This is a genomic window from Streptomyces brevispora (genome assembly GCF_007829885.1).
Lineage (GTDB): Bacteria > Actinomycetota > Actinomycetes > Streptomycetales > Streptomycetaceae > Streptomyces > Streptomyces brevispora.
This window is the reverse complement of record NZ_VIWW01000001.1, coordinates 6,349,156-6,361,682: the sequence shown is the minus strand read 5'-3', so window position 1 is coordinate 6,361,682 and position 12,527 is coordinate 6,349,156. Positions and strand designations below refer to the sequence as shown.

Sequence of the window (12,527 nt, the reverse complement as noted above, 5' to 3'; positions counted from 1 at the left end):
CGTCTCCGTTTCGCCGGGGCCCGGCCGTCGCCGCATCAGGTGCCGTGCACTCCGGCGCGGTATTTCGGCAGCCGTACCGTGATCCGCATCCCGGCGCCGATGCCCGTCTCGATGACGAGCCCGTAGTCGTCCCCGTACACCTGGCGCAGCCGCTCGTCCACGTTGAGCAGGCCGACGCCGGTGGACTTCCCGCCCTCGCCGCGCAGGATGTGGCGCAGCCGTTCCGGGTCCATGCCGATGCCGTCGTCCTCGATGACGACCTCGGCCTCGGAGCCGGCGTCCAGGGCGCTGATGGTGATGCGGCTGGAGGTGACCGCTCCTTCGAGCCCGTGTTTGACGGCGTTCTCGACGAGGGGCTGGAGGCAGAGGAACGGCAGGGCGACGGGCAGCACCTCGGGGGCGACCTGGAGGGTGACCGCGAGCCGTTCGCCGAAGCGGGCCCGGACCAGGGCCAGGTACTGGTCGATGGAGTGCAACTCGTCGGCGAGGGTGGTGAAGTCGCCGTGGCTGCGAAACGAATACCGGGTGAAGTCGGCGAATTCCAGCAGGAGTTCACGGGCCTGCTCGGGGTCGGTGCGGACGAACGAGGCGATGGCGGCCAGCGAGTTGAAGATGAAGTGCGGGGAGATCTGCGCGCGCAGGGCCCTGATCTCGGCCTCGATGAGCTGGGTGCGCGAGCGGTCGAGCTCGGTGAGTTCCAGTTGTACGCAGACCCAGCGGGCGACCTCGCCGGCGGCCCTCGCCAGGACCGCGGACTCCCGCGGGGCATAGGCGATCAGGGCTCCGAGGACCCGGTGGTCGACGGTGAGCGGCACGGCGACGGCCCATCGCAGCGGGCAGTCCAGATCGTCGCAGTCACTGCGGAAGGCGGTGTCACGGCCGCTGGCGAGCAGGTCACGCACCTCCTCCATGACGTGCCGGTCGTGGTGGTCGCCCGCGCCGTCCCAGACCAGGACTCGCTCGCGGTCGGTGAGGCACAGGGCGTCGGTGCCGAGCAGTGAGCGCAGCCGGCCGGCGGACTTGCGGGCGCTGTCCTCGGTGAGCCCGGCGCGCAGCGGCGGCGCGGCCAGGGAGGCGGTGTGCAGGGTCTCGAAGGTGGCGTGCTCCACGGGGGTGCCGACGTCGCTGGGACGGACGGGGCGGACGGTGCGCCGGCCCAGCAGCAGGCCCGCGCCGAACAGCAGCAGGGCGAGGAGCACGATGACCGCGTATCCGGCCCCGGTCACCGGTGCCTCCCTGAGGTGAGCGCTTCGGGCAGGTGGAAGCGGGTCATGGCGGCGTTCGTGCCGGCCGGAATCCGGCTCTGGCTGGCGAGCGAGACGAGGATCATGGCGAGGAAGCCGACGGGCACGGACCAGACGGCCGGCCAGGCGAGCAGGGCGTGCGGCCAGCCGGGCGGGCGCACCGCGCCACTGACGGTGATCGCGACGGAGAGCAGTGCGGAGCCGCCGCCGAGGAGGAGTCCGGCGGCGGCTCCGGGCGGGGTGAGCCGGCGCCACCAGATGCCGAGGACGAGCAGCGGGCAGAACGAGGACGCGGACACGGCGAACGCCATCCCCACCGAGTCGGCGACGGGCACCCGGCTGACCATCAGGGAGCCGGCCAGCGGGACGGAGATGGCGAGGACGGTGGCCAGCCGGAAGTGCCGTACACCGCGCGAGGGCAGGACGTCCTGGGTGATCACTCCGGCGACGGCCATGGTCAGTCCGGAGGCGGTGGACAGGAAGGCGGCGAAGGCGCCGCCCGCGATGAGCGCGCCGAGCAGGTCGCCGCCGAGTCCGTCGATGACCCGGCCGGGCAGCAGCAGTACGGCCGCGTCCGCGTCGCCGCCCCGGATGAGCTCGGGGGCGTACAGCCTGCCGAGGGCGCCGTAGACGGGCGGCAGCAGGTAGAAGACGCCGATCAGGGCGAGGACGGCGACGGTGGTGCGGCGGGCGTCGCGGCCGTTGGGGCTGGTGTAGAAGCGGACGACGACGTGCGGCAGGCCCATGGTGCCGAGGAAGGTGGCGACGATGAGCCCGTAGGTGGCGTAGAGCGGGTGGTCGGCGCGGAAGACGGACAGTTGCTCATCGAAGGTGACGCGGGGCCGTCCGTCACCCTGCCAGGCCAGTACGAGGAAGATGGCGGGCACGAGGAGCGCGGTCAGTTTCAGCCAGTACTGGAAGACCTGGACGAAGGTGATGGAGCGCATCCCGCCCGCGGCGACGGCGAGTACGACCACGGAGGCGACGAGGACATCGCCGAGCCAGCCGGGCGCCCCGGTGAGGATCTTGAGGGTGAGTCCGGCGCCCTGGAGCTGGGGGACGAGGTAGAGCCACCCCGCTCCGACGACGAGCACGCTGACGAGCCGGCGCACCTGCCGGGACTCGAGCCGTCCCTCGGCGAAGTCGGGCAGCGTGTACGCCCCCGAGCGGCGCAGCGGCGCGGCGACGAAGACCAGCAGCACCAGATACCCGGCGGTGTAGCCCACCGGGTACCAGAGCATGTCGGGCCCGTGCACCAGTACCAGTCCCGCGATGCCGAGGAAGGAGGCGGCGGAGAGGTACTCGCCGCTGATCGCGGCCGCGTTGAGGCGTGGCCGTACGGTGCGGGAGGCGACGTAGAAGTCGGAGGTGGTGCGGGATATGCGCAGCCCGAATCCGCCGACGAGGACGGTGGCGAGTACGACCGCGGCGACGGCCGCCACCGCGTACGTGCGGCTCACTGTGCGGGGCGGCCTTCCACGAGCCGGGCGAAGTCGTGCTCGTTGCGTTCGGCCCGGCGCACGTACCACCAGGCGATCAGCGTGAGCGGCGGGTAGGCGGCGAAGCCGAGCACGGCCCAGACGATCGCGTCGCTGTGCAGCGCCGCGAAGACCAGCGGCAGGGTGCCGGTGACGACGGCGAGCACGGCGAAGGCGGTGAGCCCCGCGCGCAGTTGGCTGCGCATCAACGAGCGTACGTAGGCACCGCCCAGCGCGGTCTGTTCGTCGATCTCCGACTGGGTGCGGTAGCGCGGCAGCGGACGCACGCGCCGGGGCTCCCCCGTCACCACTTCTCGCCGGGGTGTTGACTCTGCGGACATGGGGCCGGAGTGTACGCAGCACCTGACCCCGCTGGGAAGGGATTCGAACGCGGGTAGCCCCTGGTCAGCGGGCGCCCTGCCGCATCAGCAGATCGCGCAGTGCGCGGGTGTGGCGACGGCTGACGGCTAGTTCCGCGGTGCCGATGCGCACGCTCATGCTGCCCGCGTCGAGCCGCAGTTCGTCGATCCGGCCGAGCGCCACGAGGTGGCGGCGGTGGATGCGTACGAAACCGCGGGTGCGCCAGCGTTCCTCCAGGGTGGTCAGGGGGACGCGGACCAGGTGGCTGCCGGTGGCGGTGTGCAGCCGCGCGTAGTCGCCCTGGGCCTCGGCGTACGCGATGTCGTCGATCGGGACGAAGCGGATGACTCCGCCCAGTTCGACCGGGATCTGGTCCTGCGCGGTGTCGTGGCCGGGTGCGGAGCGGTCGCCGACCTGTTCGGCGACGCGGCGTACCGCTTCGGCGAGGCGTTCGCGGCGTACGGGCTTGAGGACGTAGTCGACGGCCTTGAGGTCGAAGGCGTGCACCGCGAAACCCTCGTGGGCGGTGACGAAGACGATGAGCGGGGGCGCGGCGAACCCGGCCAGCAGCTGGGCGACGTCGAGTCCGGTGAGCCCCGCCATGTGGATGTCGAGGAAGACGACGTCGATGGCGGCGGCGTCCTCGGGCCCCGCATCGACGGCGCCGCCGATGCGGCGCAGCGCCTCGGTGGCCCCGGTGGCTCCTTCGGCACTGCGGATGCGGGGATCGGCGCGCAGGAGGTACAGGAGCTCCTCGAGGGCGGGTTCTTCGTCGTCGACGGCGAGTACGCGCAGCATGAGGCCGGAGTTTAGACCGCTCTCCAGCTGCCGGGCGGTGCGATGGGACGAGTGGTTCACGGCCGCGTGATCTCACGCGCCGCGCGGGCTACTTGAGCAGTCTGGAGAGCCTGCGGTCGGCCAGTGGTTTCCCGCCGGTCTGGCAGGTCGGGCAGTACTGGAGCGAGGAGTCACTGAAGGAGACCTCGCGGACGGTGTCCCCGCAGACCGGGCAGGCCTGGCCGGTACGTCCGTGGACCCGCATCCCGCTCCGTTTCTCGGCCTTGAGCTTTCCCGCCGCGAGTCCGCTGGAGCGGGCGACGGCGTCGTCCAGGGTGGTGCGCAGGGCCGTGTGGAGCCGGGTGATCTCGTCGTCGGTGAGGTGCGCGGTGAGCTTGAAGGGCGACATCTTCGCGACGTGCAGGATCTCGTCGCTGTAGGCGTTGCCGATGCCGGCGATGAGCGACTGGTCGCGCAGCGCCCCCTTGATCCGGCGGTTTTCCCCGTCGAGCAGTGCGGCGAACGTGGCACGGTCGAAGGAGGGGGCCAGCGGGTCGGGCCCGAGGCGGGCCACGCCGGGCACCGCGGCAGGGTCGTGCACGAGGTGGACGGCGAGGCGTTTGGTGGTGCCCGCCTCGGTGAGGTCGAAGCCGTCGCCGCCGGTGAGTACGGTGCGCAGGGCCAGGGGTCCCTTGCCGGGGCGCGGCGGGGTGGCGGGGAAGCCGTCCCTCCACCGGAGCCAGCCGGCCCGCGCGAGGTGGGTGACCAGGTGCAGCGGGCCGACGGCGATGTCCAGGAACTTGCCGTGCCGCAGGACGCCGGTGACCGTGCCGCCGTGCAGGGCGGTGAGCGGCGGGTCGTAGGTCTTCAGGACGCTGACGGCGAGCGGCAGTACGCGGTCGATCTCCCTGCCGACCAGGTGGTCGTCGAGGAAGACCCGCAGGGCTTCGACTTCCGGCAGTTCGGGCATGGCTCCCAGCCTGCCGCAGCCGTCGCCTCGGTGCCTACCGGAGGCCGTACACGCGCTCGGCGGTGGTGGCGAGGACGGCGTTGCGCTCGTCGTGTCCGAGGCCGTCCACGAGGGTGCGGGCGGCCTCGACGACCTCGGTGTACGTGGCCGCGAGCCGGCACACCGGCCAGTCCGAGCCGAACATCAGCCGGGACGGCCCGAAGGCGTCGATGACGGTGTCGGCGTACGGGCGCAGGCCGTCCACGGTCCAGGTGTGCACATCGGCCTCGGTGACCAGGCCGGAGAGTTTGCACACGGTGTTGGGGAGGGCGGCGAGTGCCCGTAGATCGTCGGCCCAGGGGTGCAGTTGCCCGGTGGCGACCGGCGGTTTGCCCGCGTGGTCGAGCACGAAGGTGAGTCCGGGCAGGAGCGCGGCGGCCCTGGCGGCGGCGGGCAGCTGGTGCGGCTGGACCACCAGGTCGTAGGCGAGCCCGGCGTCGGCCACCGCCGCCAGTCCGCGCAGGACGTCGGCGCGCAGCAGCCATTCGGGGTCGGGTTCGCCCTGGACCTGGTGGCGCAGTGAGACGAGCCGGTCGCCGCCGGGGAGCTCCCGAAGGGCGGCCAGGGTGCCGGCGATGTCCGGTGCGGTGAGATCGCTCCAGCCCACGACGCCGGCGACCAGATCGCTGCCGTCGGCGAGTGCGAGGAGCTCGGGGGTCTCCTCCGGGACGGTGACGGTCTGCACGAGCACGGTGGCGCTCACGCCGTTGGCACGGGTCTCCGGCTCCAGGTCGTCGAGGGTGAAGTCGCGGCGCAGGGGAGCGAGTTCCTCGCCGGTGATCCATTCCTGGTCGCGTACCGCGAGCTCCCAGACGTGGTGGTGGGCGTCGACGATCCGTGGGCGGACGGTCATCTCACAGCTCCCAGGCGACGGGGAGTCCGGCTTCCGCGCCGTCCGAGGAGTAGTCGTGCGCGACGTCGAGGAGTTCGTCCATCCTGGCCTGCCAGGCGACGTTGACGGGAAGCTCCTCCAGCTCGGCGAGGAGCCGGGCGTAGTCGTCGCACTCGATGACGTGGAACAGCTCGGTTCCGCTGCGCCAGATCGTCCAGGAGGTGGCACCGGCCGCGCGGATCGCACGGGTCAGCTCGGCCGGGACCTCGCGGTGCGCGGCCTCGTACTGCGCTATGCGGTCGGCGCGGACCTTGGTGTGCAGGGCGATACGCATGTCAGTGTCCGTTCTCGGTCAGCAGGCCCTCGTCACGCAGTTCGTCCCAGAGTTCGTCGGGGACCGGTTCGCGCAGCAGCGCGGCGGCGTCGCGCACCTCGTCCGCGGAGCGGGTTCCGACGAGCACACCGGCGACGGCCGGATGGGTGAGCGGGTAGTGCAGTGCGGCGGCGCGCAGCGGCACGCCGTGGCCCTCGGTGACGGCCTTCAGCCGCAGGGCCCGGTCCAGGACGTTCAGGGGCGCGGCGGCGTAGTCGTACGTGGCGCCGGGGCGCGGGTCGGCGAGGAGGCCGGAGTTGAAGACCCCGCCGACGACGACGCTGCGGCCGCGGGCCGCGGCGGCGGGCAGCAGATCGGTCAGGGCGGACTGGTCGAGGAGGGTGTAGCGGCCGGCGCAGAGCACCACGTCGACGTCGGTGTCGTGGACGAAGCGGGTGAGCATCCCGGTCTGGTTCATGCCGGCCCCGATCGCGCCGATCACGCCCTGCGCGCGCAGCTTCTCCAGTTCCGGATAGGCCTCGTGGAAGGCGGCTTCCGCGTGGTCGTCCGGGTCGTGCAGATAGGCGATGTCGATGCGGTCGAGGCCGAGCCGTTCCAGGCTGTCCTCGATGCTGCGACGGACACCGGCGGCGCTGAAGTCCCAGCGGCGGCGGTGGGTGGACCGCACGGCGAAGCCCTCGGAGAGCCCTTCGGAGGGTGCGGGGCCGGAGTCGGGCAGCGGGTCGAGCACCCGGCCGACCTTGGTGGACAGTACGTACGAGTCGCGGGGCCGGCCGCGCAGCGCCTCGCCGAGCCGTCGCTCCGAGAGGCCCAGTCCGTAGTGCGGGGCGGTGTCGTAGTAGCGGATGCCCTCGTCCCAGGCCGCGTCGACGGCGGCCGCGGCCTGCGCCGGTTCGACGGCGCTGAAGAGATTGCCGATGGCGGCCGCCCCGAAGGACAGTTCGGTGACCTCGACCCCGCTGCTTGCCAGCCTGTTGCGCCGCATGGCTCCGCCGCCCTCCCCGATGATCGCTTCGTGCACCAAGCAAATATTCATCGGATCACTTGGGCACGTCAACACTTCGGAGACCATCAACTCCGGCAGATATTCGGGAATCTGTCCGATCTATGGTGCCAGCCTCCCGGTCCGGCACCCGGATCGCGAACCCAGCCGGTCAGGGGACGGGCAGCAGCGCGAGCAGCTCCGCCACCTCGTCCTCGGCGCAGCGCCCCAGCCGCTCCAGATCCGGCAGCGCCTTGCCGTCGGCCACCAGCCCGACCTGTACCTTGCCGCCGTACGTCGTGAGCGCCACGGCCAGCGACTGGCCGCGGGCCAGCGGCGCCATCGGGTACAGCGCGCGCAGCGGGCAGCCGCCGAGCGAGAGTGCCGAACGCGGCAGCGGCACGCTGGTGACCAGGACGTCGAAGAGCATCCTGGCCGCGCTCCCGGCGAGTGGGGCGCCGAAGCGGTGGGCCAGTGACGGCAGTTGATCGGCGAGCACGGCGACCGCGCCGGCCCCGCGCAGCGGCCCGGCGGACTTGTTGCGGTCCATGGCGCCGCGTACCGCCCGCAGCCGCTCCCAGGGGTCGGGTTCGGAGACGGGGAGGCCGAGCAGATAGGCGGACAGCCGGTTCCCGGTGGCGGCGGAGCCGCCGGGACGGCGCCGGGAGACGGGGACCAGTGCGCGCGGATCGGCGCCGGGCAGCGGCTCACCGCGCTCCAGCATCCAGCGGCGCAGCGCCCCGGCGACGACCGCGAGCAGGACGTCGTTGGACGTGCCGCCCGCGGCCCGGCGGATGCGCTGTACGGCGTCGAGGTCCAGATCGGCGGTGGCCAGCCGGCGGGTGCCGCTGGAGCTGGCACTGAGCGCCGTCGCGCCGCGCAGATCGAGGCGGCCGGCCCGTACCAGCGAGGCGCCGACGCCGAAGGCCCGGCCGAGGTCCTCGATCCGCCCGAGCGCGAGTCCGGCGACCTGACGCGGGCCGGGCATCCAGGAGCGCGGCGGCACCGTCCGGGCCCGGACGGCCGGCGCTCCGGCCCGTCCGCGGCCCGCGAGGGAGGCGATCTCGTCGAAGATCCCGGCCCCGATCGCGACCGCGCGCATCCCGTCGGCGAGCGCGTGGTGGAGCTTGACCAGGACGGCGAAGGGGCCGTCGGCGGCGCCGCCGATGACGTACATCTGCCAGGGCGGCAGCCCCCTTCGCAGTGGCTGCTCCATCAGCTCACCGGCGAGCCCGGTGGCCGCCGCCATGAACGCGGCCTCGTCCGCCACCCGCGCCCCGGGCGGCTCCACCCGCATGACGTGGCGGTGGACGTCGAAGTCCTTGTCCACCGACCAGGCCGCGCCGCCGACCGGCAGCAGCACGTCCCGTACCCGCATGCGCAGCCGGGGGATCGCGGCGGCCCGGGTGCCGAGCAGCTCCAGCAGGGCGTCCGGGCCGGGAGTCCGCCCCTCGTCCGGGGAGAAGACGGCCAGCGCGCCGAGGTGCATGGGATGGGCATCGGACTCGAGGTGCCAGAAGGCCAGATCGAGTGGTGCCAGTAGCTCAGTACCCAACGGGTCCTCATGTCATCGAAGACAAAGACTGACGAAGTCGCAGTCAATCTCTCTCGGTCGGTTACGGTCAAGTGCAGACATGTTACGTTCTGTTACTTTCAGATTGTGCTCATTGCCGCCGCAAGGCGGCATTCATTCGGCAGGTCAGTCGCGCGGCGGAATGCCGAACTCGCACCAGACGCACTTGCCGGTGCCCCGGGACTCGACACCCCAGGCGTCCGCCAGCCGGTCCACGAGCAGCAGCCCCCGGCCCGACACCCCCGATTCGCCGGCGTCCCGGCGGCGCGGCAGTGCGCTCGACCGGTCCTCGACGTCGACCCGGAGCCGCCGCCCGGAGCCGGTGAGCACCCGGATGGTGACGATCGCTCCGCCGTCGGTGTGCATCAGCGCGTTGGTGATCAGCTCGTCGGCGGCCAGTTCGACCTCGTCGGCCCGGTCCTTCGCGCCCCAGGCCCGCACCGCCGCCCGGATCATGTGGCGTGCCGAGCTCAGCGCCTCGGGGTCGTTGTGCGCCACCTGCTGCTGGAGCCGGCCGCCGGGCTGCGGGGCGTGGGCGGCCTTGCGCCGCAGCAGCAGCACCGCGACGTCGTCCTCGCCACCGCGCTGGTCGGCCGACCGGCAGAGCCGGTCGGCCAGTTGCTGGAGGTCCTGCGGGCCGTTCCTGACCATGTCGGCCAGCAGCTGCATCCCCTCGTCGAGGTCGGCGCCGGGCAGTTCCACCAGGCCGTCGGTGAACAGCACCATGGTCTGGCCGGGATCCAGCTCGACGGTGCTGACCGGGTACTCCAGCCGGCCGAACTCGGCGGAGAGCCCCAACGGCAGCCCGCCGTCCACGGGCACCTTGCGACAGCTCCCGTCGGCGTCGCGCACCAGCGGGTCCACATGACCGGCCCGGACCACCTGCACGACTCCGGTGGTCAGGTCGGCCTCGGCATAGGTGCAGGTGGCGAAGCGGTCGGTGTCGAGCTCGTGCAGGAAGACGGAGGCCCGGGCCACCACCGTCGCGGGGCTGTGGCCCTCGGCCGCGTAGGCCCGCAGCACGATGCGCAGCTGGCCCATGACGGCGGCCGCACGGATGTCGTGCCCCTGGACGTCACCGATGACGGCGCCCACCCGGCCACCGGGCAGCGGGATGATGTCGTACCAGTCGCCGCCGATGTCCCGGCCCATCCGGGCCGGACGGTAGCGGACGGCGATCTGCGCGCCCTGCACCTCGGGAATCCGGCGCGGCAGCATGGCCTGCTGGAGCCCCTCGGCGAGGTCGTGCTCCTGCTCGTAGAGCATGGCCCGTTGCAGGCTCTGGGCGATGGAGCTGCCGAGGGCGACCAGCAGATTGCGTTCGTCGAGGGTGAACCCGTCCTTGTCGCTGTAGAGCAGCCCGAGTGCGCCGATGGGGCGGGCCTGGGCGATCAGCGGCAGATAGGCCGCCGAGGTGATGCCGAGGTGGCTGATGTGGGGCCACAGGATCGGGTACGAGGTGGCGAAGTCCTTGGCGGACTCGATGAAGCGGGGGGTGAGCGTGCGGACGACCTCACTCATCGGGTACGGCTCGTCCGTCCGGGTGTAACGGGTGCCCGGCACGAAGGAGCCCTCGGGACCGTCCGCCACCAGATGGATGCGCCCGGCCTCCAGCAGCCCCATGACCAGGCTCGTCGCCCCCAGGAGCGCCAGCCCCTGGGAGTCCTTGAGCACGTCCGTGACGTCCTTGACGGTACGTGCGTGGGCCAGCGCGGCCGTGGTGCTCTCCACCAGGCTGGTGCGACGCCGACGCTCCTCGTCCAGCTCGCGGCGGGCGGTGGAGTCGGCCAGCTCCTGGGTGGCGTCCCGGACGATGCCGATGATCCGGCGGGGCCGCCCGGTCGCGTCGCGCCGGACGAAACCCTGGGTGTGGGTCCAGCGCAGGCTCCCGTCGCGGCGCACGATGCGGAAGTACGCCCCGTAGTTGCTCCGCCCGCTCTTGAGCGCCTGCGCGACCATGGCGTCCAGCCGCATGCCCTCGCCGGGCGGCACTCGTGTCGCGAGTGTCACCGGACTGTTGTCGTACTCGTCGGCCCGGAGGTCGAACACGTCGAGGGCGGGCTGGTCCATGTGCATGAGGCCGCTGTCGAGGTCCCAGTCGAAGCTGCCCATACGGTTCAGGGCGAGACTGAGGTCCGGGTGGGCGGGCCAGTCGTCCGGGAGTGACAGGGCACCCGCTACCCGATCATCCATGCGGGTCACTCTGTCATCATTTGTCCAATTCTTCGAGTGGGCTGTCCATCAGTTGAACGTGCGATGGAACACACTCTCCGGGCCGGTCCTAGGGGCCGAATCCCAAGGAATCAGCGGAAACAGTGCCGGCCCGAGGTGCCGGATACCGCCACAGAACCCCGACCCGCCCCGAAACCGGACGGAGCCAGCGGCTAACGTGTGTGGAGGGCGAACTAAGTCAAGCCTTACCCACCACGGCCCGCCCTGTCCGTGTTCGCCCGTTCTAAGGAACAGCCCTCCATGACACGCCCCGTCCGCGTAGCCATCGTCGGAGCCGGTCCCGCCGGAATCTACGCAGCGGACGCGCTGCTCAAATCCGAGGCCGCCTCCGACCCGGGCGTGTCGATCGACCTGTTCGAGCGGATGCCCGCCCCCTTTGGCCTGATCCGTTACGGCGTGGCCCCGGACCACCCCCGGATCAAGGGCATCGTGCAGGCGCTGCACCAGGTCCTGGACAAGCCGCAGCTACGGCTCATCGGCAATGTCGACTATCCGAACGACATAGGCCTCGACGAGCTGCGGACCTTCTACGACGCGGTGATCTTCTCCACCGGCGCCGACGCGGACCGGGCCCTGGACATCCCCGGCGGCGACCTGGAGGGCTCGCACGGAGCCGCCGACTTCGTCTCCTGGTACGACGGCCACCCCGACGTGGCGCGCAGCTGGCCCCTGGAGGCCGAGAAGGTCGCGGTCCTGGGTGTCGGCAACGTGGCCCTGGACGTGGCCCGCATGCTGGCCAAGACCGGCGACGAGCTGCTGCCGACGGAGATACCCGCCAACGTCTACGAGGGCCTCAAGGCCAACAAGGCGCTGGAGGTGCACGTCTTCGGGCGGCGCGGTCCGGCCCAGGCCAAGTTCAGCCCGATGGAGCTGCGCGAGCTGGACCACTCGCCGAACATCGAGGTCATCGTCAACCCCGAGGACATCGACTACGACCAGGGCTCGATCGAGACCCGGCGCGGCAACAAGCAGGCCAACATGGTCGCCTCCACGCTGGAGAAGTGGGCGATCCGCGACGTCGGCGACCGGCCGCACAAGCTCTTCCTGCACTTCTTCGAGTCCCCGGTCGAGATCCTCGGCGAGGACGGCAAGGTCGTCGGGCTGCGCACCGAGCGCACCGAGCTGGACGGCACCGGCAACGTGCGCGGCACCGGCCGCTTCAACGACTGGGACGTGCAGAGCGTCTACCGTGCGGTCGGCTACTACTCGCAGGAGCTGCCCAAGCTCCCCTTCGACGTCGCCTCCGGCACCGTTCCGCACGCCGCCGGACGGGTCCTCGCCGGTGAGGAGCCGATGGAATCGGTGTACGTCACCGGCTGGATCAAGCGCGGTCCGATCGGCCTGATCGGCCACACCAAGGGCGACGCCAACGAAACCGTCGCCTGCCTGCTGGAGGACCACAGCACCGGCCGGCTGCCCGCCCCGGCACAGCCCGAGCCGGAGGCCGTCACCGAGTTCCTGCAGGCCCGCGGCATCCGCTACACCACCCGCGAGGGCTGGTACCGCCTGGACGCCCACGAGCGCGCCCTCGGCGAGGAGCAGGGGCGCGAGCGGGTCAAGGTCGTGGAGCGCGACGCCATGCTGGATGCCTCGGATCCCGGCAACTGACATCACGACCGACGGCCCCGGAAGGTCCCCGCGCGGGAGAGCCTCCCGGGGCCGTCGGCCGTTGCCGGACCGGGGCGGTCAGCGCCCCTGCAGTGCCT

11 protein-coding genes are annotated in these 12,527 nt (G+C 71.9%); 1 reads left to right on the top strand and 10 read right to left on the bottom strand.

Annotated features, from left to right (window positions below):
• Window positions 1-35 precede the first annotated feature (35 nt).
• The 10 genes from FHX80_RS29255 to FHX80_RS29210 form a co-directional block, all read right to left on the bottom strand.
• Window positions 36-1,226, bottom strand: a complete 1,191-nt coding sequence (locus tag FHX80_RS29255) for a sensor histidine kinase (protein ID WP_145766937.1) — start codon at window positions 1,224-1,226, stop codon at window positions 36-38.
• On the bottom strand, window positions 1,223-2,704 hold the full coding sequence (locus tag FHX80_RS29250; protein ID WP_145766936.1) for a sodium/solute symporter: 1,482 nt from the start codon (window positions 2,702-2,704) through the stop codon (window positions 1,223-1,225). Before FHX80_RS29250 ends, FHX80_RS29255 begins: the two co-directional genes overlap by 4 nt.
• Complete coding sequence (locus FHX80_RS29245) at window positions 2,701-3,063, bottom strand: hypothetical protein (protein ID WP_145766935.1); 363 nt, start codon at window positions 3,061-3,063, stop codon at window positions 2,701-2,703. Before FHX80_RS29245 ends, FHX80_RS29250 begins: the two co-directional genes overlap by 4 nt.
• A 64-nt stretch (window positions 3,064-3,127) precedes the next feature.
• Window positions 3,128-3,880 carry a LytR/AlgR family response regulator transcription factor gene (locus FHX80_RS29240; RefSeq protein WP_145766934.1) on the bottom strand — a complete coding sequence of 251 codons (753 nt, stop codon included), beginning with the start codon at window positions 3,878-3,880 and terminating at the stop codon, window positions 3,128-3,130.
• A gap of 88 nt (window positions 3,881-3,968) precedes the next feature.
• A complete protein-coding gene (locus FHX80_RS29235) occupies window positions 3,969-4,829 on the bottom strand; it encodes an Fpg/Nei family DNA glycosylase (protein WP_145766933.1) in 861 nt (286 codons plus the stop codon).
• A 34-nt stretch (window positions 4,830-4,863) separates the two neighbouring features.
• Complete coding sequence (locus FHX80_RS29230) at window positions 4,864-5,721, bottom strand: amidohydrolase family protein (protein ID WP_145766932.1); 858 nt, start codon at window positions 5,719-5,721, stop codon at window positions 4,864-4,866.
• A gap of 1 nt (window position 5,722) precedes the next feature.
• The gene (locus FHX80_RS29225; RefSeq protein WP_145766931.1) at window positions 5,723-6,034 is read right to left on the bottom strand and encodes an L-rhamnose mutarotase; all 312 of its coding nucleotides are present in this window, start codon (window positions 6,032-6,034) and stop codon (window positions 5,723-5,725) included.
• Window position 6,035: 1 nt separating this feature from the next.
• The gene (locus FHX80_RS29220) at window positions 6,036-7,019 is read right to left on the bottom strand and encodes an aldo/keto reductase (RefSeq protein WP_145767559.1); all 984 of its coding nucleotides are present in this window, start codon (window positions 7,017-7,019) and stop codon (window positions 6,036-6,038) included.
• Between the two features lie 169 nt (window positions 7,020-7,188).
• Window positions 7,189-8,571: a wax ester/triacylglycerol synthase family O-acyltransferase gene (locus FHX80_RS29215; protein WP_145766930.1), complete on the bottom strand. Its 1,383-nt coding sequence runs from the start codon at window positions 8,569-8,571 to the stop codon at window positions 7,189-7,191.
• Between the two features lie 144 nt (window positions 8,572-8,715).
• Window positions 8,716-10,782 carry a SpoIIE family protein phosphatase gene (locus FHX80_RS29210; protein ID WP_145766929.1) on the bottom strand — a complete coding sequence of 689 codons (2,067 nt, stop codon included), beginning with the start codon at window positions 10,780-10,782 and terminating at the stop codon, window positions 8,716-8,718.
• Window positions 10,783-11,061: 279 nt separating this feature from the next.
• Here FHX80_RS29210 and FHX80_RS29205 point away from each other — a divergent pair, with 279 nt between their 5' ends.
• On the top strand, window positions 11,062-12,429 hold the full coding sequence (locus tag FHX80_RS29205; RefSeq protein WP_145766928.1) for an FAD-dependent oxidoreductase: 1,368 nt from the start codon (window positions 11,062-11,064) through the stop codon (window positions 12,427-12,429).
• Window positions 12,430-12,527: the final 98 nt, after the last annotated feature.

What these genes read in the sequence shown, in the direction of transcription:
- FHX80_RS29245 (WP_145766935.1), bottom strand. Translation starts at nt 3,063, where the DNA reads ATGTCCGCAGAGTCAACACCCCGGCGAGAAGTGGTGACGGGGGAGCCC.
- FHX80_RS29240 (WP_145766934.1), bottom strand. Translation starts at nt 3,880, where the DNA reads ATGCTGCGCGTACTCGCCGTCGACGACGAAGAACCCGCCCTCGAGGAG.
- FHX80_RS29235 (WP_145766933.1), bottom strand. Translation starts at nt 4,829, where the DNA reads ATGCCCGAACTGCCGGAAGTCGAAGCCCTGCGGGTCTTCCTCGACGAC.
- FHX80_RS29230 (WP_145766932.1), bottom strand. Translation starts at nt 5,721, where the DNA reads ATGACCGTCCGCCCACGGATCGTCGACGCCCACCACCACGTCTGGGAG.
- FHX80_RS29225 (WP_145766931.1), bottom strand. Translation starts at nt 6,034, where the DNA reads ATGCGTATCGCCCTGCACACCAAGGTCCGCGCCGACCGCATAGCGCAG.
- FHX80_RS29220 (WP_145767559.1), bottom strand. Translation starts at nt 7,019, where the DNA reads ATGCGGCGCAACAGGCTGGCAAGCAGCGGGGTCGAGGTCACCGAACTG.
- FHX80_RS29210 (WP_145766929.1), bottom strand. Translation starts at nt 10,782, where the DNA reads ATGGATGATCGGGTAGCGGGTGCCCTGTCACTCCCGGACGACTGGCCC.
- FHX80_RS29205 (WP_145766928.1), top strand. Translation starts at nt 11,062, where the DNA reads ATGACACGCCCCGTCCGCGTAGCCATCGTCGGAGCCGGTCCCGCCGGA.